This window comes from Winslowiella sp. 2C04, from assembly GCF_050037805.1.
Lineage (GTDB): Bacteria > Pseudomonadota > Gammaproteobacteria > Enterobacterales > Enterobacteriaceae > Erwinia > Erwinia toletana_A.
On sequence record NZ_CP188300.1, the window covers coordinates 2,586,199 to 2,607,991 of the forward strand.

Annotated in this window: 21 protein-coding genes and 1 other annotated feature; of the genes, 12 read left to right on the top strand and 9 right to left on the bottom strand. The window is 51.5% G+C overall.

Going from position 1 to position 21,793, the window contains the following annotated elements:
* Positions 1–8: 8 nt before the first annotated feature.
* The 6 genes from pheS to thrS form a co-directional block, all read right to left on the bottom strand.
* Positions 9–992 (bottom strand): phenylalanine--tRNA ligase subunit alpha, encoded by a 984-nt coding sequence (gene pheS / locus ACP3TC_RS11530; RefSeq protein ID WP_313857288.1) that lies wholly within the window; start codon positions 990–992, stop codon positions 9–11.
* A gap of 76 nt (positions 993–1,068) precedes the next feature.
* Positions 1,069–1,194: a sequence feature (Phe leader region), on the bottom strand.
* Positions 1,145–1,189: a pheST operon leader peptide PheM gene (gene pheM / locus ACP3TC_RS11535; protein WP_106120997.1), complete on the bottom strand. Its 45-nt coding sequence runs from the start codon at positions 1,187–1,189 to the stop codon at positions 1,145–1,147. It overlaps the preceding feature by 45 nt.
* A 188-nt stretch (positions 1,195–1,382) precedes the next feature.
* On the bottom strand, positions 1,383–1,739 hold the full coding sequence (rplT, locus tag ACP3TC_RS11540; protein WP_052901887.1) for a 50S ribosomal protein L20: 357 nt from the start codon (positions 1,737–1,739) through the stop codon (positions 1,383–1,385).
* A 162-nt stretch (positions 1,740–1,901) separates the two neighbouring features.
* Positions 1,902–2,099 carry a 50S ribosomal protein L35 gene (rpmI, locus tag ACP3TC_RS11545; RefSeq protein ID WP_010275699.1) on the bottom strand — a complete coding sequence of 66 codons (198 nt, stop codon included), beginning with the start codon at positions 2,097–2,099 and terminating at the stop codon, positions 1,902–1,904.
* 94 nt (positions 2,100–2,193) lie between these two features.
* Complete coding sequence (gene infC / locus ACP3TC_RS11550; RefSeq protein ID WP_052901890.1) at positions 2,194–2,745, bottom strand: translation initiation factor IF-3; 552 nt, start codon at positions 2,743–2,745, stop codon at positions 2,194–2,196.
* A 3-nt stretch (positions 2,746–2,748) separates the two neighbouring features.
* The gene (gene thrS / locus ACP3TC_RS11555) at positions 2,749–4,677 is read right to left on the bottom strand and encodes a threonine--tRNA ligase (RefSeq protein WP_313857284.1); all 1,929 of its coding nucleotides are present in this window, start codon (positions 4,675–4,677) and stop codon (positions 2,749–2,751) included.
* 369 nt (positions 4,678–5,046) lie between these two features.
* Here thrS and ACP3TC_RS11560 point away from each other — a divergent pair, with 369 nt between their 5' ends.
* The 4 genes from ACP3TC_RS11560 (at position 5,047) to ACP3TC_RS11575 (ending at position 10,146) form a co-directional block, all read left to right on the top strand.
* Positions 5,047–6,279: an oligosaccharide MFS transporter gene (locus ACP3TC_RS11560; RefSeq protein WP_313857283.1), complete on the top strand. Its 1,233-nt coding sequence runs from the start codon at positions 5,047–5,049 to the stop codon at positions 6,277–6,279.
* Between the two features lie 12 nt (positions 6,280–6,291).
* Positions 6,292–8,304, top strand: a complete 2,013-nt coding sequence (locus ACP3TC_RS11565) for a beta-galactosidase (protein ID WP_426816486.1) — start codon at positions 6,292–6,294, stop codon at positions 8,302–8,304.
* Positions 8,305–8,356: 52 nt separating this feature from the next.
* Complete coding sequence (gene araC, locus ACP3TC_RS11570; RefSeq protein ID WP_426818270.1) at positions 8,357–9,232, top strand: arabinose operon transcriptional regulator AraC; 876 nt, start codon at positions 8,357–8,359, stop codon at positions 9,230–9,232.
* 62 nt (positions 9,233–9,294) lie between these two features.
* Entirely contained in the window at positions 9,295–10,146 is an 852-nt protein-coding gene (locus ACP3TC_RS11575; RefSeq protein ID WP_426816487.1) for a DUF6216 family protein, read from the top strand.
* A 74-nt stretch (positions 10,147–10,220) separates the two neighbouring features.
* Here ACP3TC_RS11575 and ACP3TC_RS11580 read toward each other — a convergent pair whose 3' ends face one another.
* On the bottom strand, positions 10,221–10,973 hold the full coding sequence (locus ACP3TC_RS11580) for a DUF481 domain-containing protein (RefSeq protein WP_426816488.1): 753 nt from the start codon (positions 10,971–10,973) through the stop codon (positions 10,221–10,223).
* Positions 10,974–11,229: 256 nt separating this feature from the next.
* Positions 11,230–12,360 carry an ABC transporter substrate-binding protein gene (locus ACP3TC_RS11585; RefSeq protein WP_426816489.1) on the bottom strand — a complete coding sequence of 377 codons (1,131 nt, stop codon included), beginning with the start codon at positions 12,358–12,360 and terminating at the stop codon, positions 11,230–11,232.
* 144 nt (positions 12,361–12,504) lie between these two features.
* Here ACP3TC_RS11585 and ghoS point away from each other — a divergent pair, with 144 nt between their 5' ends.
* Both ghoS and ACP3TC_RS11595 read left to right on the top strand, forming a co-directional pair.
* On the top strand, positions 12,505–12,792 hold the full coding sequence (gene ghoS, locus ACP3TC_RS11590) for a type V toxin-antitoxin system endoribonuclease antitoxin GhoS (RefSeq protein ID WP_313857276.1): 288 nt from the start codon (positions 12,505–12,507) through the stop codon (positions 12,790–12,792).
* A gap of 104 nt (positions 12,793–12,896) precedes the next feature.
* Positions 12,897–13,790: a fructosamine kinase family protein gene (locus tag ACP3TC_RS11595; protein ID WP_426816490.1), complete on the top strand. Its 894-nt coding sequence runs from the start codon at positions 12,897–12,899 to the stop codon at positions 13,788–13,790.
* A 22-nt stretch (positions 13,791–13,812) separates the two neighbouring features.
* Here ACP3TC_RS11595 and ACP3TC_RS11600 read toward each other — a convergent pair whose 3' ends face one another.
* Entirely contained in the window at positions 13,813–14,352 is a 540-nt protein-coding gene (locus ACP3TC_RS11600; RefSeq protein WP_313857274.1) for a YniB family protein, read from the bottom strand.
* A gap of 160 nt (positions 14,353–14,512) precedes the next feature.
* Between ACP3TC_RS11600 and hxpB the strand changes: the two genes are divergently transcribed.
* The 6 genes from hxpB (at position 14,513) to katE (ending at position 21,787) form a co-directional block, all read left to right on the top strand.
* Entirely contained in the window at positions 14,513–15,181 is a 669-nt protein-coding gene (gene hxpB, locus ACP3TC_RS11605) for a hexitol phosphatase HxpB (RefSeq protein ID WP_426816491.1), read from the top strand.
* 179 nt (positions 15,182–15,360) lie between these two features.
* Positions 15,361–16,197, top strand: coding sequence for a 5-dehydro-4-deoxy-D-glucuronate isomerase (kduI, locus tag ACP3TC_RS11610; RefSeq protein ID WP_426816492.1), 837 nt, complete (start codon positions 15,361–15,363; stop codon positions 16,195–16,197).
* A 51-nt stretch (positions 16,198–16,248) separates the two neighbouring features.
* On the top strand, positions 16,249–17,010 hold the full coding sequence (gene kduD / locus ACP3TC_RS11615) for a 2-dehydro-3-deoxy-D-gluconate 5-dehydrogenase KduD (protein WP_313857270.1): 762 nt from the start codon (positions 16,249–16,251) through the stop codon (positions 17,008–17,010).
* A 173-nt stretch (positions 17,011–17,183) separates the two neighbouring features.
* On the top strand, positions 17,184–17,774 hold the full coding sequence (locus ACP3TC_RS11620; protein WP_313857268.1) for a metal-dependent hydrolase: 591 nt from the start codon (positions 17,184–17,186) through the stop codon (positions 17,772–17,774).
* Between the two features lie 170 nt (positions 17,775–17,944).
* The gene (locus ACP3TC_RS11625; protein WP_426816493.1) at positions 17,945–19,336 is read left to right on the top strand and encodes an L-cystine transporter; all 1,392 of its coding nucleotides are present in this window, start codon (positions 17,945–17,947) and stop codon (positions 19,334–19,336) included.
* A gap of 186 nt (positions 19,337–19,522) precedes the next feature.
* Complete coding sequence (gene katE, locus ACP3TC_RS11630; protein WP_426816494.1) at positions 19,523–21,787, top strand: catalase HPII; 2,265 nt, start codon at positions 19,523–19,525, stop codon at positions 21,785–21,787.
* Positions 21,788–21,793: the final 6 nt, after the last annotated feature.

Sequence of the window (21,793 nt, forward strand, 5' to 3'; positions counted from 1 at the left end):
ACCTGCCCTTATTTAAACTGTTTGAGGAAACGTAAATCATTTTCGAAGAAGGCGCGTAAATCGGTCACGCCGTAACGCAGCATAGTCAGACGCTCCATGCCCATGCCGAAGGCGAAACCAGAATAAATTTCTGGATCGATACCGACGTTACGCAATACATTTGGATGCACCATGCCGCAACCCAGCACCTCCAGCCACTTGCCGTTTTTACCCATCACATCCACTTCCGCGGACGGTTCAGTAAACGGGAAGTAAGAAGGACGGAAGCGCACCTGCAAATCTTCCTCAAAGAAGTTGCGCAGGAATTCATGCAGCGTGCCTTTCAGATTGGAGAAGTTGATGTTTTTATCAACAATCAGCCCTTCCATCTGATGGAACATTGGGGTGTGGGTCTGATCGTAATCGTTACGATAGACGCGGCCCGGCGCAATAATACGGATTGGCGGCTGCTGGTTTTTCATGGTGCGGATCTGCACGCCAGAAGTCTGGGTGCGCAGCAGGCGCGTTGCATCAAACCAGAAGGTATCGTGATCGGCACGTGCCGGGTGGTGACCCGGAATATTCAGCGCATCGAAGTTATGGTAGTCATCTTCGATTTCCGGTCCGGTCATGACCGCGAAGCCCAGCTCACCGAAAAAGGTTTCAATACGATCGATGGTGCGGGTGACCGGATGCAAGCCGCCATTTTCAATGCGACGGCCTGGCAGTGAAACGTCGATAGTTTCCTGTGCCAGACGGGCATTCAGTGCAGCTGATTCCAGCGTATTTTTACGCTCGCTCAACACTTCCTGCACCTGCTGCTTGGCTTCATTGATTACCGCACCCGCCGCCGGACGCTCTTCTGCTGGCAATTCGCGCAGTGTGGTCATCTGGAGCGTCAGATGCCCTTTTTTACCTAAATATTCGACGCGTACCAGATCTAACGCGGCAACATCATGGGCATCTTCTATAGCTGCCTTGGCACTGGCAACCAGCTCTGCGAGATGTGGCATTGTTTCCTCTTCTTCCAGCCGTCACGGCCGGTCTGTTTTTTGTTGGGACAAAAAGTCCAATTATCATTTCGCCAGAAACAAAAAAGCCTCCACGTGGGAGGCTTTCAGCGCGATTTTTCGTTTCTCTTCTCTTGCGCAAAAGCCCCCGATTTTCAGGCGCTAAAGTAAAAAAAGAAACGGAAAATAGCAGCATTCATGCTTGCATTACCTTATCAGGAGTCTTGTCGGAAAATTTCTGTTGCTCTATTGAAAGGCCAGCAGGCAGAAATGTCAATCTTTTGCATGAGTTAGATAATAAAAGAGGGAGACAAGCCCCCTCTTTCACCTATCCTTTATCCTTCTGGCAGCAGATAAGTTGACTGCCGCCCGAAGTTTTCAGGATATTCTGACTTACGCCAGAGCTGATTTCGCTTTTTCAACCAGTGCAGAGAAAGTCACTTTGTCGAATACTGCGATGTCAGCCAGAATCTTACGGTCGATTTCAACAGAAGCCTTTTTCAGGCCATTGATGAAGCGGCTGTAAGACATGCCGTTCTGACGAGCTGCTGCGTTGATACGCGCGATCCACAGCTGACGGAACTGACGCTTACGTTGACGACGGTCACGGTAAGCATACTGACCAGCTTTGATAACAGCCTGGAAAGCAACACGGTATACACGTGAACGTGCACCGTAGTAGCCTTTAGCTTGTTTTAAGATTTTTTTGTGACGTGCGCGAGCAACTACACCACGTTTTACACGAGCCATTTAGCTCTCCTGTTTATATTCTGAATTTGGCCGTTTATCTTTCGCTCTGTGACTGCGTTGGCTTCCTTTGCTCACCCCAGTCGCTTACTGATGTAAGCTCAGGGGATTCGCTCAGGTGCCGCCTTATCTCAAAGCGGAATCTGTCAGGCGATAAAAATTTACTTATGCGTACGGCAGGCAGGCGATAACCAGACCCAGATCGCCTTTAGACACCAGACCTTTCGGACGCAGGTGACGTTTACGCTTAGTAGATTTTTTGGTCAGAATATGACGCAGGTTAGCGTGTTTACGCTTGAAGCCACCAGAGGCGGTCTTCTTGAAGCGCTTAGCCGCGCCACGTACAGTTTTAATCTTTGGCATTTCAAAAATTTCCACTTCGCATTGTTAATAAAATGAATCAGACAGGCGAGTTACCGTGCAGCGCGGACGCTGCGCGGATAACTACTTGAATGGCCTACTGCTTCTTCTTGGGAGCGAGCACCATGATCATCTGGCGGCCTTCGATCTTCGAAGGGAAGGACTCGACAATAGCCAAATCCAGATCTTCACACAGGTCTTTACGGACGCGGTTAAGCACTTCCATACCGATCTGCTGGTGCGCCATTTCACGACCACGGAAACGCAGTGTGATCTTGGCTTTATCGCCATCTTCCAGAAAGCGAATCAGGTTGCGTAGTTTGACCTGATAGTCGCCATCATCGGTTCCAGGACGGAATTTAATTTCCTTAACCTGAATAACTTTCTGCTTCTTCTTCTGTTCCTTAGAAGATTTGCTTTTTTCGTAGAGGAACTTGCCGTAATCCATAATACGGCATACAGGCGGTTCGGCGTTAGGGCTGATTTCAACTAAATCAACACCTGCTTCTTCAGCTTTTTCAATAGCTTCACGCAGGCTTACAATACCAAGCTGCTCGCCTTCGATGCCTGTCAGACGCACCTCGGTAGCACGGATTTCACCGTTAATTTTATTAGGTCGCGTCGGTTGAACTCGTTTTCCGCCTTTAATACTTTATTCCTCCAATTGATGAAGATTTCGGCTGCGAATCTCTAGCTGCAGCTTTTCGATAACATCATTTACGTCCATGCTTCCAAGGTCTTTACCACGGCGGGTGCGAACGGCAACTTTGCCTGCTTCCACCTCTTTATCACCACAGACCAGCATGTAAGGGACACGACGTAAAGTGTGCTCGCGGATTTTAAAGCCAATCTTCTCATTTCTCAAGTCCGCTTTTACACGAATTCCCGCATTCTGCAGTTTACGGGTTAATTCTGCAACATATTCGGACTGACCATCAGTGATATTCATAATCACTGCTTGTACCGGAGCGAGCCAGGTTGGGAAGAAACCGGCGTACTCTTCGGTAAGAATACCGATAAAGCGCTCCATTGAACCCAGAATCGCACGGTGAATCATCACCGGCACCTGACGTTCGTTATTTTCGCCGACGTAAGATGCACTCAAACGGCTCGGCAAGGAAAAGTCGAGCTGAACAGTACCACACTGCCACGGACGATCCAGACAATCATGCAGGGTAAACTCAATTTTCGGACCGTAGAACGCCCCTTCACCCGGCTGATACTGGAATTCGATATTATTTTCCTGCAGTGCTTCCGCCAGATCTTTCTCGGCGCGATCCCACATCTCATCGCTGCCAATACGCTTTTCCGGACGGGTCGACAGTTTCACCACGATTTTATCAAAACCGAAGGTGTTGTACATGTCGTACACCATCTTAATACAGCTGTTTACTTCATCACGCACCTGCTCTTCAGTACAGAACACGTGGGCGTCATCCTGGGTAAAGCCACGTACGCGCATCAGACCATGCAGCGCGCCTGACGGCTCATTACGGTGACAGCTACCGAACTCAGCCATACGTAACGGCAGATCGCGGTATGATTTTAGACCCTGATTGAAAATTTGCACGTGACCAGGGCAGTTCATCGGTTTAATGCAGTACTCGCGGTTTTCCGATGACGTGGTAAACATCGCTTCTTTGTAGTTTTCCCAGTGGCCGGTTTTTTCCCACAGCACACGGTCCATCATAAACGGACCTTTCACTTCCTGGTACTCATACTCTTTCAGCTTGGTGCGAACGAACACTTCCAGCTCGCGGAAGATGGTCCAGCCGTCATTATGCCAGAATACCATGCCCGGCGCTTCTTCCTGCATATGATACAGGTCGAGCTGCTTACCGATTTTACGGTGATCGCGCTTCGCCGCTTCTTCCAGACGCTGCAGATAAGCCGCCAGCTGCTTTTTATCAGCCCATGCGGTGCCGTAAATGCGCTGCAACATTTTATTGTTGCTGTCACCACGCCAGTAGGCGCCAGAAGTCTTCTGCAGTTTAAAATGATGACAGAAACGCATGTTCGGTACGTGCGGACCACGGCACATATCGACATATTCTTCATGGTGATACAGGCCAGGACGATCGTCATGGCTGATGTTTTCATCAAGAATGGTGGTTTTGTAGCTTTCACCGCGTGCCGCAAATGCATCACGGGCTTCCTGCCAGCTCACCTTTTTCTTAATGACGTCATAATTCTTCTCAGCCAGCTCGTGCATACGCTTTTCGAGCAGTTCGAGATCTTCCTGCGTCAGGGTGCGGTCGATATCAACGTCGTAATAGAAACCATTGTCGATTACCGGGCCGATCGCCATTTTGGTATCCGGCCACAGCTGCTTGATTGCATGACCTAACAGGTGCGCGCAAGAGTGGCGAATAATTTCCAGACCGGCTTCGTCTTTGGCAGTAATGATAGCGACATTTGCATCATCGGTAATCGGGTCAACCGCGTCGACCAGTTCACCATTCACACGACCAGCAATACAGGCTTTCGCCAGACCAGGACCGATGTCCTGAGCAATTTCCATCACGCTGACGGCGTGATCGAAAGTACGCTGACTTCCATCAGGAAGAGTAATAACGGGCATTTTACATCCTTAATTGCAGTGGTAACCCACACGCAAGGTTACATACAAATCATAGTTTATTGATATACCTCAGGCACTTGAGACTTGAAACCGACTCACAGTTGTCAGTTTGGTACTCGCCAGCGGTACACAGGTTCAAAAGTGAGCAAAAAGCAAAAACTCCTGAAGGACAAACATCTTACACGTCGTAAAGCCTAAATGCACGGGCTGTACCCTTACGGTGAACCGTGAGGCCGTTCACAGTTCTGCTGCGGGCAGCAGATTTTTACAGGTCGGTAGCGACTGCCTCCAGTTTTTCCGCGGCGTTTAACGTTAAGTTAGCGTCTCCAAAACGAGGTAATAATTAATTGCGCAGGAATGAGGTAGATCATGTTTCGCATAGAAAAAAACTATTTAATGTGCTGCCTGTTTTTCTTATTTTTCTTTATCGGCTGGGGAAGTTGTTATCCATATCTTTCATTATGGCTGACTGACACCATTGGCATTGATTATGCCGATGTCGGACTGGTGTACTCTTTTACCGCTATCGTTTCAGTGTGTGTACAACCGTTATTTGGCTTTATTTCCGATAAATTAATTTTCCGCAAACATCTGATGTGGATGCTGGCGATAATTATCACTTTGTTTGCCCCCTACTGGATTTATATCTTTGCGCCGTTGCTGAAATACAATGTGATATTAGGTGCCTTCGCTGGTGGGATCTATATCGGCATGGCATTTGGTGCCGGATGCGGCGTCTGCGAAGCCTATATCGACAAGGTCAGCCGTATGACCGGATTTGAATTTGGCAAGGCGCGGATGTTTGGCGGTATTGGTGCGGCTATCGGCACGTTTATGGCCGGTAAACTGTACGGCATCAATCAGGATTATATCTTCTGGATGGCCAGCCTCGCGGGTCTGGCACTGTTGCTGATTGTCTGGAAAACCCAGCCGCGCGTGGCGATGTGCAGCGGTCCCGCACGACCAGCCTCGGCACCCATCTCACTTAATGACGTGCGTAATTTACTGAAATTGAGGAAATTCTGGTTCTTCGCTCTGTATATGGTCGGCGTCGGCGCGGTGTATGAAACCTACGATCAGCAGTTCGCCATCTATTACAGCCATTTCTTTGTCACCAAGGCGCGCGGTGCAGAAGTGTTTGGGTATCTGTATACCGCACAGATTTTTCTTGATGCGGTGGTGATGTTCTTCTCGCCCTGGTTTGTCAATAAAATCGGCCCAAAAAATGCGCTGATTTACTGCGGCATAATTATGAGCCTGCGCATCATTGGTTCAGCTTATGCCATCGGACCGATCTCCATTAGCGTGGTGAAAATGCTGCACGGATTTGAAAGTTCGGTATTCCTCGTCGCCGGGCTGAAATATATCTCTGCCAACTTTAATCCGTGGTTATCCGCCACCGTTTATTTAATTGGCTTCCAGTTTTCTAAACGCTTTAGCGAAATATTTCTCTCCAGCGGCATCGGTCATATGTACAAGAGCATGGGCTTCGCTGACAGCTATCTGATTCTCGGCATGATTGCTCTGACTTTTACGCTGGTTTCTTATTTTACACTTGAATCTGCCCGCGCCTTCACTCAACGCTCAGCGCTGGCAAAATAATTTGGAGGTGGTATGTCTGAACTCTATTATGGCGTCGCATATTATGATGAGTATATGCCGGAAGACCGGCTGGAAAAAGATATCGAAATGATGCTGGCGACCGGTATTAATATCGTGCGCATCGCCGAATCAACATGGAGTACGCTGGAACCTAAGGAGGGTCAATACAATTTTTATCATGTTGACCGGGTACTTGATGCCATGCACCGCGCCGGGATCGCGGTGATAATCGGCACTCCAACCTACGCTATTCCGTCATGGCTGGCGCGTAAACACCCGGAAGTGATGGTCACCACGCCACAGCGTCAGGAAAAATACGGTCGCCGCCAGATTATGGATATTGTCAGTCCGGTGTTCCGCCACTATGCGGAAAATATTATCCGCACGCTGCTGGCGCACGTTTGTTCGCATCCGGCAATCGTTGGCTATCAGGTGGACAATGAAACCAAGCATTACGATAACGTCGGCGGTGAGATGCAGCAGCGTTTTATCACCCATCTGCAACAGCGTTATCCAGATATTAACCAGTTTAACGCGGATTTCGGCCTGGATTACTGGAGCAATCGCATCGATAACTGGGATGATTTCCCACCGGTTGAGAGTACGATTAACGCCAGTCTCGGCTGCGCCTTTTCGCGCTTTCAGCGTCAGATGGTCACAGAGTATCTCGCCTGGCAGGTTGAGGTAGTTAAGGAATACGCCACGCCACAGCAATTTATTACCCATAATTTTGATTTCGAATGGCGCGGCTATTCCTACGGCGTACAGCCGCGCGTCGACCATTTTGCCGCTGCCAAAGCACTGACGGTAGCGGGCGTGGATATTTATCACCCTTCACAAGCGCAGCTTACCGGCCGGGAAATTGGCTTCGGTGGTGATGTGGCGCGTAATCTGAAAGCCGGTGATAACTATCTGGTGCTGGAAACCGAGGCGCAGGGTTTTGCGCAGTGGACGCCCTTCCCCGGCCAGCTGCGCTTACAGGCGTTCAGTCATCTGGCGCACGGTGCAAAGATGGTCTCCTACTGGCACTGGCACTCGATCCATAATTCGTTTGAAACCTACTGGAAAGGCCTGCTCAGCCACGACTTCAGCCCTAACCCGACCTGGCGCGAAGCGCAAACCATTGGCGCAGACTTCGCCAGGATCGCCAGTGAGGTGGCCGGATTGCGCATCAATAATGATGTGGCGATACTGATCAATAATGAAGCGATGGACGCACTCAACTGGTTTAAACCCGGTGAAACGCAAACCAATGTGTATAACGATATCGTCCGCCGCTTTTACGATGCGCTGTACGATCACAATATTGCCGTCGATATCATTAATGACATTGACGACAGCAGTAAAAAGTATCAGGCGATCATCGTACCGGCGCTGTATGCCGCCGACGATGCACTGCTCGGGCGCATTAATCGCTATGTTGAGCAAGGCGGTCGCGCACTGATTAGCTTTAAGTCCGGTTTCAGCGATGAGAATGTCAAAGTCAGACGCAGCGCTCAACCAGGCCAGTTAACTGCATGTTGCGGCGTCAGTTATAACCAGTTTGTGCTACCGGATGCGGTTACCGTTCGCACCACCGCCGCCGGATTTAGCGACGCTGATGCGCAACCGGTCGAGTTGTGGATGGAGCTGCTGACGCCCACCAGCCCGGCAACCCGGGAAGTGGCTCGCTATCAGCATCCATTTTGGGGCGACTATGCGGCAGTCACCGAAGCCGACTACGGCAGCGGACGGGCGATGTATCTCGGTTTCCTGCCGACCAAAGCCTATATCAGCCAGCTGCTTGATCATCTATGCCGCGATATCACGCTGGCGTCGCGCACCACTGCCGCACATTTCCCGCTGATCGTCCGCCAGGGGCGTAATCGTGATGGTCAGCAGCTGCGCTTTATCTTCAACTATTCAGCCAGTGCGCTTAACTTCACCCTCTCTGATGCTGCCCGCTGTGTATTAACCGGTGAACAGCTTAATGCCGCGCAGCAAATCACTCTGCCCCCATGGGGCTTACGTCTGTTGCTGAGCTGAAGTAAAGTAACGACGCCTGGCAGAACCGGTGAACAGAGAGAGCAGCATGGCCGTGGAATTTGATGTCAGTGATATGGTGAATTATTCACCATTAATGAAAAGTTTTACCTTCAATGCTTATCTGGTCGCCGGTTTTACTCCCATCTCCTGTGGCAGTCGGCTCGATTACTACATTAACCGGCCAAAAGGGATGAAAGGCTATATTATCAACCTGACGCTAAAAGGTCGCGGTCGGGTAAAAGCCGGCGACCACTACCTGCACTGCGAAGAAAATCAGATGTTGTTATTTCCACCCGGCGTCGCGCATCACTATGGGCGTGAGCAACACAGCGAATGCTGGGATCATTTGTGGATCTATTTTCTGCCCCGACCCTACTGGCTCGACTGGCTACGCTGGGATGTCAGTGACGGCGGTATCTGGCGAATGACGCTGCAAAACGCCGCTGGCGTTGAGTCGATGAGATCACTGTTTTCTGAAGTTATTCATCATCATTCGGTGACCGATGCCTTTTCCGAAGCGATGGCGATGAACGCGCTGGAGCGTATCATTTTGTCCTGCTTCCAGGCACAGCCACTCAGCAATCGCAATGCCGTCGACCCACGAATTAATTCACTTTGTCAGTTTATTAACGATCATATTGCTGAAGATCTGAAAATTGAGCAGCTGGCAAAGCAGATATTTCTTTCGCCGTCGCGCGTCGCGCATCTGTTCAAAAGTGAAATGCATCAGACTATTTTTGCCTGGCGCGAAAAACAGCGGGTGATCCGCGCACGCAGCCTGTTGCAGACCACCCATCTTTCAGTCAGCCAGATTGCACAAGCGGTTGGCTACGACGACCCGCTCTATTTTTCGCGTATATTCCGTCATCACTGTGGCGTCAGCCCGCGCGAGTATAAAAAGACCTTTGAAAAAATGAACAGCTTTTAACCGCGTTTGATTGCCATTATGCTGGAGATTACGTTGCCCGCTAAAGTTAACAAGGAGGTGTTATGAGTAATCTGTTTGACGGCCTGCTGAATTTAATCGTCGATTATAATAATTTTATCAATATTGCTTTTATTCTGCTGCTGATCCTTGCTGCCGTCGGGTATATCTGGCGCAAGGCTGGGTCAGCCTACAGCATTATTAACCGCATCTGGTTTTTAATCGTCGGAGGCAGGAAGTATCACGATCCGGAGATAGAAGCCTTTTATCAGTACTCTTCCGACATCGAAAAATTTAACGTCAACTTCAATATGGCGGCCGACAGTACCGGGCATATTATCAAATTCAAACAGTGGACGCTGAAATACGGTGTGGCAGTGAGAATGCTGTCATCGATTCGCGGCTATTTTGATATTGAACGGCTGAAAATCCGCAAAGGTTCAGTGAAGCTGATTCTGCTGGCTCTGTTGTTATGTGCAGCTTTTACGCTGGCGGCGGTGATTCCGGCGATTATCGCCTCGCAAAATGCGGCACTGCTGAAGCTTAAACCTGACGAGCCGTGGATATGGCTGTCTGACGATCATGCCACTAAATTTCTTAAATCCAGCCAGCGCGATCGCTGGAAAATCAGTGCTGAGCAGTGCGCGCGCGATGACGGCGATCAACGGCAGCTAATGACGGCAACCGCGCTGTCAGCAGACAGTATCCGCTCAATATGCCAGGCTTTCAGCAGCAAAAAGGATCGGCAATATATCAATGAAACCATCGCCAGTCAGAAAGTATTCTGGTGGTTTAGCGCGCTGTTTTTATTTATGGCATGGGTTTTTTATCGTGAAGGAATAAAATTAGGCCGCATTTTTGATGGCCGAAAAATGCTGTTAACAAAGTATCGCCACTACCGTAAACAGCACCGATAAAACCGTTTAAAACACGCGCTGACAGTATCGGCCCACGGTAGCAGCGGGCCGAAAGTATTCGGCCCGGGGAGGAATTACATTGCGTAGGAAAGCTGAATTGAGGTTCTGGTGTCAGTTTTATCCGGTGCAGATGCCGGTGGATTCTGGTTCCAGGTCACGTTGTAAGCCAGTTTCAGTGAGAAGTGATCGTTGATCGCCACCTGTAAACCGGTTTCGGAGTTCACCGTGGTATCGTCGCTACCCAGCACGGACACACCCTGAATAAATTTGGTGCTGTCAGTCAGCTGCCAGTTATAGCTCAGTGCGCCGTAAGCCAGTGCCTGAGTATCGTGACCGCCACCATGATATTCGTCGTAACGCACACCCGGACCGGCTTCAATACGCAGAGAGTGTACCGGGCCGTTAAGGATCTGGCGACCGTAACCGGCCGCGAAAATAGAACGACCGTCGTAGCCATTAAACCGGTCGCTTAACCAGCTGGCCTGGCCGAACAGGTAGTCATAGTCGGTCATGTTAAAACGTGAACGACCACCCACCTGATAGGTCTCAGAGGAGCGCTCATCATTGGAAGAGTTATTTGCCGCATTGCCCCAGAGACTCCACGCGGTTCTGGTCTGAAACCAGGTCATATTGGTGGAAGCAGACAGTGCAGAACTGGTGGTGTTGCCGGTTGAAGCCAGGTAACCCGCCGATGCACTGCCCTCAAACGGTTTTTTTGCAGTAGAGGGATCGTCCATTGAAGTAAAGACGTTATTATCAGCCATGGCCTGGTGGCAGAAAGCTCCGGAGAGCAAGAGAATTGCAGATAAATTTTTAAGCGCTTTCATGAAAGTATGACCCGTACGACAGTTTAAAAAAGAGAGAGTCTGAAGCGTTTTCGAGGACGATCAATGTAATTTACGGTAACTTTTGTAAAAAAATATGAAATCGCTTTTTTTATTAAGCACCCTTGCTGAAACGCTCCATTAATAAGATTCTTCTTATTAACGGCGCGCATTATAGAGGTTATTAGACGGCGGTACACTGGCTTTACAACAAGAATTTATGCACGGCGGGCACAACACTGTCGCGCCCGCCAGAGACTTAGTTTTTCGGCGCTTGCGAACCTAATACGCCCTTACCTTCCGGCACCGTGGTAAAGCGAGTCAGAATCTCATGCCAGGTATTTGCCGGGTCAAGATTGCTGAACTGCTGCGGATAGATAAACTTCGCCAGATACTCCAGACCGACGATGTTATACGGATGGTTATAGAAGTTGTGATACAGGCCGTAGAAGCGATCCTGTTTGATCGGCTGAAGCTGAGCAAAACCAGGACGCTGCTTCATTTTTTCAAATGCGGCATCAACCTGCTGCTGCGTAACGCCATAACCAAATGGCACCGCCGCGTTATTTTTACTCGCCCACTGTGATCCGGAAACGATATAAGCATCCGGCTTCATGGCGATCACTTTTTCCAGTGAGATATCACCGGTTGCGCCAGGCAGCAGCTCGGAACCAATGTTCTTCGCCCCCACCGCCTCTACCAATGCTCCCCAGCCGACGTGCGAGTGGGTAAAGCAGCAGGATTCCAGTCCACCCAGCCCGGCTTTGGCTTCAATAAATACCAGCGGCTTTGGCTCGACATCACGCACCTTATCGAGAATCGCCTGATAATGCTGCTGATAGAAATCGGTGTACTGTTTGGCTTCTGCTTCACGATTCAACGCCTCGCCCAGCAGCGTGATGCTTTTTGGTGCATTCTCCACCGGCTTCTGGAAGGTGTCGATAAACAGCACCGGAATCCCCAGCTGCTTCATTTTATCCAGCACGCCGGTCTGCGTCAGTGACGGTTTAGAACGCAGCTGCGCAATCATCAGATCGGGACGCTGAACAATCACGCTCTCCAGGTTTACTTCACCTTTATCACTAAAGCCCATATCGATGATTTTTTTCGACTCAGGCCACTTATCAGCCATCAGTTCCCAGGTGGCACCGTCACTCTTCTTCAGCAGGTTATTCCAGGCGACCACGCGCTCAAACGGATTATCACGATCCAGTAACGCCAGCGTCATGATATCGCGACCATCCTGAACAACCAGCCGTTTTGGCTCCTGTTTCAGCGTCACTTTTTGCCCGTCTGAGTCAGTCAGCGTAAGCGGATAGGTCGTCGCCAGAGCATGGGAAGAGAGCGCCAGCAGTGAGGCCAGCGTGGCAAATTTGATTGCGCGTTGCACGTCGTGCTCCTTTAGGATCGAATTGTTAACCAAGTGATAGTAATGATAATCAATTGCATTATCAAATCCAATTGTGCCGTATTGACCCCATTTTTGTGATGATGGTCTATGCTGAAAAAACGCCATATAACAACGAGGTAAATCATGAGCTCATCATTAACCCGCTATGTAGTGACCTTTCGTTACCAGGAAAAAGGTCTGACTGACCTGAATAAACTCACCAGCACCCTGACCGGTGCGGGCTTTTCACTGACGCATCACGATGACAACGGCGTTCCACATGAGCTGGGCACCAACAGCTTTGGTTTTGTCAGTGCGCTTGAACAGCAGGAAATTAGCGAAATGGCGGCCGGCTTAGGCGAAGTGGCCCTCGGCCAGCGGCCGGAAGTTGAAGTGCAAAGCTGGGAGACTTATCAGCAGCAACAGCCTTAACCGTATGATTATGTAAAGGGAGCTTTAGAGGGTGCAAAAGGCTGGATTTGATTAATATTTAAGCGTTAGAATTGGCATTACGCAGCGAAATAGAGGAAACCCCAATGTGGTCAGCCATTAGTCGTCTGTTGAGTGAGCAGTTAGGCAACGCCGAAATCCACCAGCGCACCGAGCTTCCCGGCGGTGACGTTCATCCTGCCTGGCATATTCGTTACGGCGAATATGACGTATTCGTCAAATGTAATCAGCGCGAGATGCTGGCGCTGTTTACCTGGGAAGCCGACCAGTTGGAGTTGCTGGCGCGCAGCCAGACGGTGCGGGTGCCAAAAGTGTATGGCGTCGGCAGCGACCGTGACTACAGCTTTTTACTGCTGGAATACCTGCCCGTTAAGCCGCTTGATGCCCACAGTGCCTATCAGCTCGGTCAGCATCTGGCGCGGCTGCATCAGTGGAGTGAGCAACCTCAGTTCGGCCTCGATTTTGACAACAATCTTACCACCTCCCCGCAGCCCAACAGTTGGTTACGCCGCTGGTCGGTATTTTTTGCTGAGCAGCGTATTGGCTGGCAGCTGCAACTGGCAGCGGAGAAAGGCATTCAGTATGGCGATACGGAACTGATTGTCGCCTGCGTGCAACAGGCACTGGCCGCGCATCATCCGCAGCCTTCCCTGCTGCATGGCGATCTCTGGCCGGCTAATTGCGCTGGCAGCAGCAGCGGCCCGTGGATATTCGATCCTGCCTGCTACTGGGGCGATCGCGAATGCGATCTGGCGATGCTGCCGTGGTTCGATGAGTTACCGCCGCAAATCTACGATGGCTATCAGTCAGTATGGCCATTGCCGCACGGCTTTATTCAGCGGCAGCCGATTTATCAACTCTACTATCTGCTGAATCGCGCTAACGTGTTCGGTGGCAGCTGGCTGGGTGAGGCGCAACGCGCCGTGGGCGCTCTGCTCGATCAGGATGAACTGGGAGATAAACAGGCAAAACCGGCCTGATGCCGCAGCATCAGGCTGGGAATTAATGAATAAAGCCTAACAGTGACAGGATGAAATAACCCGCGACGGCGATAATTATCGGCAGGATATACAGCGGGAAAATCTGCAAAAAGATGGTGTGGCGCGGCACCACAATCTTCTCTTCCAACTGCTGACGACTGCGTCCTTCGCTGCCTTTGGCATTTTCCAGAATCAGCTGATCCTCTATACCTTCTTTAAGGTGACGTGACTGCCGCCACATCCGTGCTCCGGAGGCCTGTAACGCCAGACCGACGAAAATCAGGATATAAATCCCCCAGAAGCTCAAATTGGTGCCACCGTTGAAGTTCGGCACCGGCGAGTTTTCCCAGAAAAAATTGAGAAACGTCGTATTAAAGCGAATCATATCGATCATCACATGAACAAAATCAAGCATGACCGCATCAATCCCCGGCTGTTTTTCACTGTGCTTAAACATAAAGCTCAGCAGTGAAATCAGGGTTGAAAGTAATGCCGGGATAAAGACAATCCAGCCGACAATGCGCTTGAGGATGGCGACTCTGCCAGCTTGTTGATAAGTCATGGTTTCTCCTTACACCTTATGTTTGGCTGTAAGTCTACCCGCTGGCGAAGAAAACTGCCTGCAAAAAACGTGGTGACCGGCTGATTTTCCCGAATCTGAATGGTTCAGACGCGCCAGGCTTCATGCTAAGGTTAGGAAAACTGTAAAACGGAGCCGTTATATGTCCTATAGCCGACCTGTGCTTGCTGCAATATTCGATATGGATGGTTTACTGATTGATTCGGAGCCGCTGTGGGAACGCGCCGAACTGGATATCTTTGCCACGCTGGGCGGTGACGTATCGCGGCGCAATGAACTGCCGGATACCGTTGGATTGCGTATCGATCAGGTGGTGCGCATGTGGTACGAGACCTGTCCGTGGAACGGCCCGGACCAGGCAGAAGTGACGCAGCGCGTGATTGCGCGCGCCCTGACCTTGGTTGAACAGCAGCGTCCATTGCTACCCGGCGTTGAGCATGCACTGCAGCTGTGCCGTGATAATGGCCTGAAAATCGGCCTGGCTTCGGCCTCACCCCTGTTTATGCTGAAGCGGGTACTGGAATTATTTAACCTGCGTGACTACTTTGACGTCATTGCATCGGCCGAATCACTGCCGTGGAGCAAGCCTCATCCGCAGGTCTATCACGATGCGGCGGCAAAACTGGGCATCGATCCATTGAACTGCGTGACGCTGGAAGATTCGCTCAACGGGATGATAGCCACCAAAGCGGCGCGTATGCGTTCAATCGTGATCCCGGCCAGCGCGGCGCGCGAGGATCCCCGCTGGTCGCTGGCAGATGTGCAACTCGCTTCGCTTGAACAATTAAGCTTACAACATCTTATCGGATAATCGCCTTCTCTCTCGACGGGCCGCAGATTGCGGCCCGTGTTTTTTCTGCTGTCGCAAAAATATGATCCACGCGACATAATAAATAAAACAGCATTTCATTTTTATTGAATTAACGTCCCATCATGCCTATCATCGGTTATCAGCTTCGCACGGCTAACCCGAATCAGAGAGGCATCGACATGCACGTTCGTCAAAGCATTCACCGCGACCACGCCAGACAACTCGATACCGCCGGACTGCGCGGAGAGTTTCTTATTGAAACTATTTTTGCTGTCGATAACTACACCATGACCTACAGCCACACCGACCGCATAATTATCGGCGGCGTGATGCCGCAAAGCCGAAGCGTCACCATTGGCAGTGAAGTGGGTAAACAGCTGGGCGTCAGTTACTTTCTTGAGCGTCGTGAACTGGGCGTCATTAATATTGGCGGTGCGGGCATCATTGAAGTGGATGGTAAATGCTGGGAGATTGACCATCAGCAGGCGCTGTATGTCGGTATGGGCGCACAATCAGTGGTTTTCAGCAGTGTTGATGCGGCAAAACCGGCCAAATTCTATTACAACAGCGCACCTGCTCACCACCGCTATCCTGACAAAAAAATTACCCTCGACGAAGCCGCCACTACCACGCTCGGTGATGCTGCGACCAGTAACCGCCGCACCATCAATAAATATCTCGTCCCGGAGGTGTTGCCCACCTGCCAACTGACAATGGGCCTGACACAGCTGGAAGAAGGCAGCCTGTGGAACACCATGCCCTGTCATACCCATGATCGCCGGATGGAAGTCTACTTCTACTTTGATATGGATGAAGAGACCGCGGTGTTCCATATGCTCGGCCAGCCGCAGGAAACCCGTCATTTATTGGTGCATAACGAACAGGCGGTTATCTCCCCAAGCTGGTCGATTCATGCCGGGGTCGGCACCAAACGTTACACCTTTATCTGGGGCATGGTCGGTGAGAATCAGGTGTTTGACGATATGGACCACGTCAAAGTCAGCGAATTGCGCTAAGCGCTAATCAGCAACGTTGCGGCCAGCGGGCCGAAGAAAAAGAGAGCGAATATGATCCTTAATGCATTTAATCTGGAAGGCAAAGTGGCGCTGGTCACCGGCTGTAACACCGGTTTAGGTCAGGGAATGGCCGTCGGCCTTGCCGAAGCGGGCTGCGATATTATTGGCGTTAATCGTAGCGTTCCGGATGAAACCCAGGCCCGTGTGGAAGCCACTGGCCGCCGTTTCTGTAGTATTGAAGCCGATCTGACCAACAGCGCCACGGTGCCACAGGTGGTTGAACAGGCCATCGCCGCATTCGGTCGTATTGATATTCTGATTAATAATGCCGGTATTATTCGCCGCGCGGATGCACTGGAATTTAGCGAGCAGGACTGGGACGATGTGATGAACATTAACAGTAAGACCCTGTTCTTTCTGTCGCAGTCGGTCGCTCGTCAGTTTATTAAACAGGGCAATGGCGGCAAGATCATTAATATCGCCTCGATGCTCTCCTTCCAGGGCGGCATCCGCGTTCCTTCTTATACGGCGTCAAAAAGCGCCGTAATGGGCTTAACCAAATTGATGGCCAATGAATGGGCACCGCATCATATTAATGTCAATGCCATTGCGCCCGGCTATATGGCGACCAATAACACCGAACAGATCCGTAATGACGAAGGACGTAACCAGGAAATTCTTGGCCGTATTCCGGCTGCTCGCTGGGGAAAGCCAGAGGATATGATGGGGCCGGTGGTGTTCCTTGCGTCATCAGCCTCAGACTATGTTAACGGCTATACGCTGGCGGTGGATGGCGGCTGGCTGGCACGTTAATCTTTCAGTTTTCTGCCGTTGGGCGGCAACGCTGTCGCCCGCGGAAAATCGAACTGCCGTGTTACTGAAGAAAGGTGACAAAATTCACCTTTAGTTACAGCGTCACATATTTAATCTACTGGATATATCCCCTATACTGGATGCATCGACAGCTATGCAGCCAGGTTATCCCCATGACGGCCGAAGGCCATATTATTTTTGCCATCGCCAGCGCAATTTTCGCCAAGCGCGCCGAGCTGACGCCGGTGCTGGCCAGCGCTGACTGGTGGCATCTGATTCCGGCTGCGTTGCTGACCTGTCTGTTACCGGATATCGATCATCCAAAATCACTGCTTGGCCAACGGCTGAAATGGATCGCGGTGCCGATATCCCGCGCCTTCGGCCATCGTGGATTTACCCACAGCCTGCTGGCGGTGCTGGGTGGGCTGGCGCTGTTTCAGATTAATGTGCCCGCCGACTGGCCGGTACCCGCCGACGTATTACAGGGCATGGTGCTCGGCTACCTCAGCCATATTATTGCCGATATGCTGACGCCCGCCGGTGTGCCGCTATTATGGCCGTGCCGCTGGCGCTTTCGCCTGCCGCTGCTTAACAGCCAGAAAGGCAATCAGCTTGAACGTGCACTCTGCCTGGCACTGGTCGGCTACGCCATCTGGTTTTCGCCGGAACAGCCTTATTTAGGCACCCATGGCTGGCCCGCGCAGATAATTAATTCCGTGCAAGATGGCATCAATCGAATAACCAATAAACAGTTAGCACAATAATTATACAATTTAATATCAAAAGGTTATAGCCCATTACTTTTGGATATAATGCTGCGCTTCATACAACTGATAATATCCCCCGCTAATAAATCTTTTTGCGCGATATAAAATATCGCCATTTGGTGATCCGAGCCAAAGCGTCACGGATTGCCCTTCACCGGAGAAATGGGATGAATCTACCGCTGATTCTGAATATCGTGGTTTTTCTCGCGCTGATCGTGCTGCTGGCACGCACCGGCCGCACAAACTGGAGTCTGTCGAAAAAAGTTCTCGCCGGCCTGGTGCTAGGCGTACTGTTCGGCCTTGGCCTGCAACTGATCTATGGCGAAAACTCCGCCGTGGTGAAGGAGTCGATTAGCTGGTTTAATATCGTTGGTAATGGTTATGTGCAGCTGCTGCAAATGATCGTGATGCCGCTGGTCTTCGCTTCGATTCTCAGCGCGGTAGCCCGCCTGCATAACGCTTCGTCACTGGGCAAAATTAGCGTACTGACCATCGGCGTGCTGCTGTTTACCACCGCGATTGCCGCGCTGGTTGGCGTGTTTGTCACTCAGTTGTTTGGCCTGACGGCAGAAGGCCTGGTGCAAGGCACTCAGGAAAGCGCGCGCCTGGTGGCAATTCAAAGCAACTATGCCGGTAAGGTTGCTGACTTAACCGTGCCACAGCTGCTGCTCTCTTTTGTTCCGAAAAACCCATTTGCCGATCTGGCTGGTGCCAGCCCGACCTCGATTATCAGCGTAGTGATTTTTGCTGCCTTCCTCGGCGTGGCAGCACTGCAGCTGTTAAAAGACGACCAGGTTAAAGGACAGCGCGTGCTGGCCGCTATCGACACTCTGCAATCCTGGGTGATGAAGCTGGTGCGCCTGATTATGAAACTGACGCCGTATGGCGTGCTGGCACTGATGACCAAAGTCGTCGCCGGTTCTAACCTGCAGGACATCGTTAAGCTCGGTGGCTTTGTGGTGGCGTCATACCTCGGCCTGGCGATTATGTTTGCGGTACACGCCCTGCTGCTGTCGGTAAACGGCATCAACCCAATGCGCTTCTTCCGTAAAGTATGGCCGGTGATCACTTTTGCCTTTACCAGCCGCTCCAGCGCCGCCAGTATTCCGCTGAGCATTGAGACGCAAACGCGTCGTCTTGGCGTGCCTGAGTCAATTGCCAGCTTCTCTGCATCTTTCGGTGCCACTATTGGTCAGAACGGCTGTGCCGGCCTGTATCCGGCGATGCTGGCAGTGATGGTTGCCCCCACCATGGGAATTAATCCGCTGGATCCGCTGTGGATTGCCACGCTGGTGGGTATCGTGACGCTCAGCTCAGCCGGTGTCGCGGGCGTCGGTGGCGGTGCCACCTTTGCCGCACTGATTGTGCTGCCAACCATGGGCCTGCCGGTCACATTGGTTGCGCTGCTGATTTCAATCGAACCGCTCATTGATATGGGCCGTACGGCGCTTAACGTCAACGGTTCAATGACCGCCGGCTCGCTGACCAGCCGCTGGCTGAAAATGACTGATAAAAAGGTGCTGAACAGCGACGAGCACGCTGAACTCATCCACAAGTAATAGCTAAAGGCCGGAATTTCCGGCCTTTTTATTATCCGCGAAACAAATCCTTACAGCTCTTTTCCCCGCTTCCCTCCGCTGATTTCTGGCATGTTGTGACATATCCATGAACTTTGCAGGCGTATAAACGCCACTGTTCTATAGTTAAGGATGCCTTAAACACGACATCAACGGGAGCACTACATCATGTCGAAAGAAACTGACAGCAAGGAGCTGAGCCACAATGCTCCAACGACAGGCCCTGAGTCGGCAAAACCCGGACTTGATTCACTGGCACCAGCGGATGGTTCTCACAAACCCTCAGCCGAGCCGAGTGCACCGGGCAAGCAGCCGACCGCCCCAGGCAGCCTGAAAGCACCAGATACCCATAACGCCAAGCTGGACCAGCTTGAAGCGCACCGTAAAGGCGGCGAAAACTTTCCGCTGACCACCAACCAGGGCACTCGCATTGCAAACGATCAGAATTCGCTGCGTGCCGGTACTCGTGGGCCAACCCTGCTGGAAGACTTTATTCTGCGGGAGAAAATCACTCACTTCGACCACGAACGCATTCCAGAGCGTATCGTCCACGCGCGCGGTTCCGCTGCTCACGGCTATTTTCAGCCCTATCGCGATATGAGCGATATTACTAAAGCTGACTTCCTGCGCGATCCTGATACGGTAACGCCGGTGTTTGTGCGCTTCTCTACCGTACAGGGTGGCGCCGGTTCCGCCGATACCGTGCGTGATATTCGCGGCTGGGCCACCAAGTTTTACACCCAGGAAGGGGTTTTCGATCTGGTCGGCAACAACACGCCAGTGTTCTTTATACAGGATGCCCATAAGTTCCCCGACTTTGTTCATGCGGTAAAGCCGGAGCCGCATAATGAAATGCCGCAGGGTCAAAGCGCCCACGACACCTTCTGGGATTACGTCTCGCTCCAGCCAGAAACGCTGCATAACGTGATCTGGGCGATGTCGGACCGCGGTATTCCACGCAGTTATCGCACCATGGAAGGCTTTGGTATTCACACCTTCCGGATGATCAACGCCGAAGGTAAAGGCACCTTTGTCCGCTTCCACTGGAAACCGGTGGCGGGTAAAGCGTCATTACTGTGGGATGAGTCGCAAAAGCTCACTGGCCGCGATCCCGACTTTCACCGCCGCGATTTATGGGAAGCAATTGAAGCCGGAGACTTCCCGGAATATGAGCTGGGCGTTCAGCTGGTACCGGAAGAGGATGAATTTAAGTTCGACTTTGATCTGCTGGATGCCACCAAACTGATCCCGGAGGAGCTGGTACCGGTCGAACTGATTGGTAAAATGGTGCTGAATCGTAACCCGGATAACTTTTTCGCTGAAACCGAGCAGGTGGCGTTCCACCCGGGCCATATTGTACCAGGCCTCGATTTCTCTAACGATCCTCTGTTGCAGGGCCGTCTGTTCTCCTACACCGATACCCAGATTAGCCGTCTTGGCGGGCCGAATTTCCACGAAATTCCGATTAACCGCCCGGTTTGCCCGTATCATAACTTCCAGCGCGGCGGCATGCATCGGCAGGATATTGATACTAATCCAGCTAACTACGAACCTAACTCAATTAATGATAACTGGCCACGTGAAACGCCACCGGCACCGCATCGTGGCGGCTTTGAAAGTTATCAGGAGCGGATTGAAGGCCATAAAGTGCGCGAACGCAGTCCGTCGTTTGGCGAATATTACTCGCAGCCACGTCTGTTCTGGCTGAGCCAGACGCCGGTTGAGCAGCAGCATATAATTGATGCTTTCTCATTTGAACTTGGCAAGCTCTCCCGCCCCTATATCCGTGAACGGGTCGTCGATCATCTGTTGCATATCGATGTGTCGCTGGCGAACGCGGTGGCGGAAAATCTGGGTATCGCACTGTCAGATGAGAAACTGCACACCGCGCCGCCAAAAGACGTTAATGGCCTGAAAAAGGATGCCAGCCTCAGCCTGTATGCCGTACCAAGCGGTAATGTTAAGGGCCGTCAGGTGGCGCTGCTTATTAGCGATGGGGTTAAAGCCGCTGATGTACTGGCGATTTTACAGGAACTGAAAGCCAGCGGTGTGCACGCTAAACTGCTGGCATCGCACATGGGCCAAATCCGGGCTGATGATGGCTCAACGCTGCCAATTGACGCCACCTTTAGCGGCCTGCCGTCACTTACTTTTGATGCGGTTATCGTGCCGGATGGCAATATCGACGCCCTGCTGCTGAGCGGCGATGCGCGTTACTACCTGCTGGAAGCGTATAAGCACTTGAAGGTCATCGGGCTGAGCGGCGATGCACGACGCTTTAAAGCACAGTTCGGGCTGGCGGATGACGAGCAGGAAGAAGGCATTGTTGCAGATGACAAAGCAGAAGGCCTGTTTATGAGTGAGTTTCTGTCATTTATGGCCGCACACCGCATCTGGTCACGCAGCCAGAAAGCGCTGAGCGTGCCGGCCTGACCTGAT

What these genes read in the sequence shown, in the direction of transcription:
- rpmI (WP_010275699.1), bottom strand. Translation starts at nt 2,099, where the DNA reads ATGCCAAAGATTAAAACTGTACGTGGCGCGGCTAAGCGCTTCAAGAAG.
- katE (WP_426816494.1), top strand. Translation starts at nt 19,523, where the DNA reads ATGTCGAAAGAAACTGACAGCAAGGAGCTGAGCCACAATGCTCCAACG.
- kduD (WP_313857270.1), top strand. Translation starts at nt 16,249, where the DNA reads ATGATCCTTAATGCATTTAATCTGGAAGGCAAAGTGGCGCTGGTCACC.
- ACP3TC_RS11600 (WP_313857274.1), bottom strand. Translation starts at nt 14,352, where the DNA reads ATGACTTATCAACAAGCTGGCAGAGTCGCCATCCTCAAGCGCATTGTC.
- ACP3TC_RS11580 (WP_426816488.1), bottom strand. Translation starts at nt 10,973, where the DNA reads ATGAAAGCGCTTAAAAATTTATCTGCAATTCTCTTGCTCTCCGGAGCT.
- ACP3TC_RS11620 (WP_313857268.1), top strand. Translation starts at nt 17,184, where the DNA reads ATGACGGCCGAAGGCCATATTATTTTTGCCATCGCCAGCGCAATTTTC.
- hxpB (WP_426816491.1), top strand. Translation starts at nt 14,513, where the DNA reads ATGTCCTATAGCCGACCTGTGCTTGCTGCAATATTCGATATGGATGGT.
- rplT (WP_052901887.1), bottom strand. Translation starts at nt 1,739, where the DNA reads ATGGCTCGTGTAAAACGTGGTGTAGTTGCTCGCGCACGTCACAAAAAA.
- ACP3TC_RS11560 (WP_313857283.1), top strand. Translation starts at nt 5,047, where the DNA reads ATGTTTCGCATAGAAAAAAACTATTTAATGTGCTGCCTGTTTTTCTTA.
- kduI (WP_426816492.1), top strand. Translation starts at nt 15,361, where the DNA reads ATGCACGTTCGTCAAAGCATTCACCGCGACCACGCCAGACAACTCGAT.
- ACP3TC_RS11565 (WP_426816486.1), top strand. Translation starts at nt 6,292, where the DNA reads ATGTCTGAACTCTATTATGGCGTCGCATATTATGATGAGTATATGCCG.
- ghoS (WP_313857276.1), top strand. Translation starts at nt 12,505, where the DNA reads ATGAGCTCATCATTAACCCGCTATGTAGTGACCTTTCGTTACCAGGAA.
- ACP3TC_RS11595 (WP_426816490.1), top strand. Translation starts at nt 12,897, where the DNA reads ATGTGGTCAGCCATTAGTCGTCTGTTGAGTGAGCAGTTAGGCAACGCC.
- pheS (WP_313857288.1), bottom strand. Translation starts at nt 992, where the DNA reads ATGCCACATCTCGCAGAGCTGGTTGCCAGTGCCAAGGCAGCTATAGAA.
- ACP3TC_RS11625 (WP_426816493.1), top strand. Translation starts at nt 17,945, where the DNA reads ATGAATCTACCGCTGATTCTGAATATCGTGGTTTTTCTCGCGCTGATC.
- ACP3TC_RS11575 (WP_426816487.1), top strand. Translation starts at nt 9,295, where the DNA reads ATGAGTAATCTGTTTGACGGCCTGCTGAATTTAATCGTCGATTATAAT.
- thrS (WP_313857284.1), bottom strand. Translation starts at nt 4,677, where the DNA reads ATGCCCGTTATTACTCTTCCTGATGGAAGTCAGCGTACTTTCGATCAC.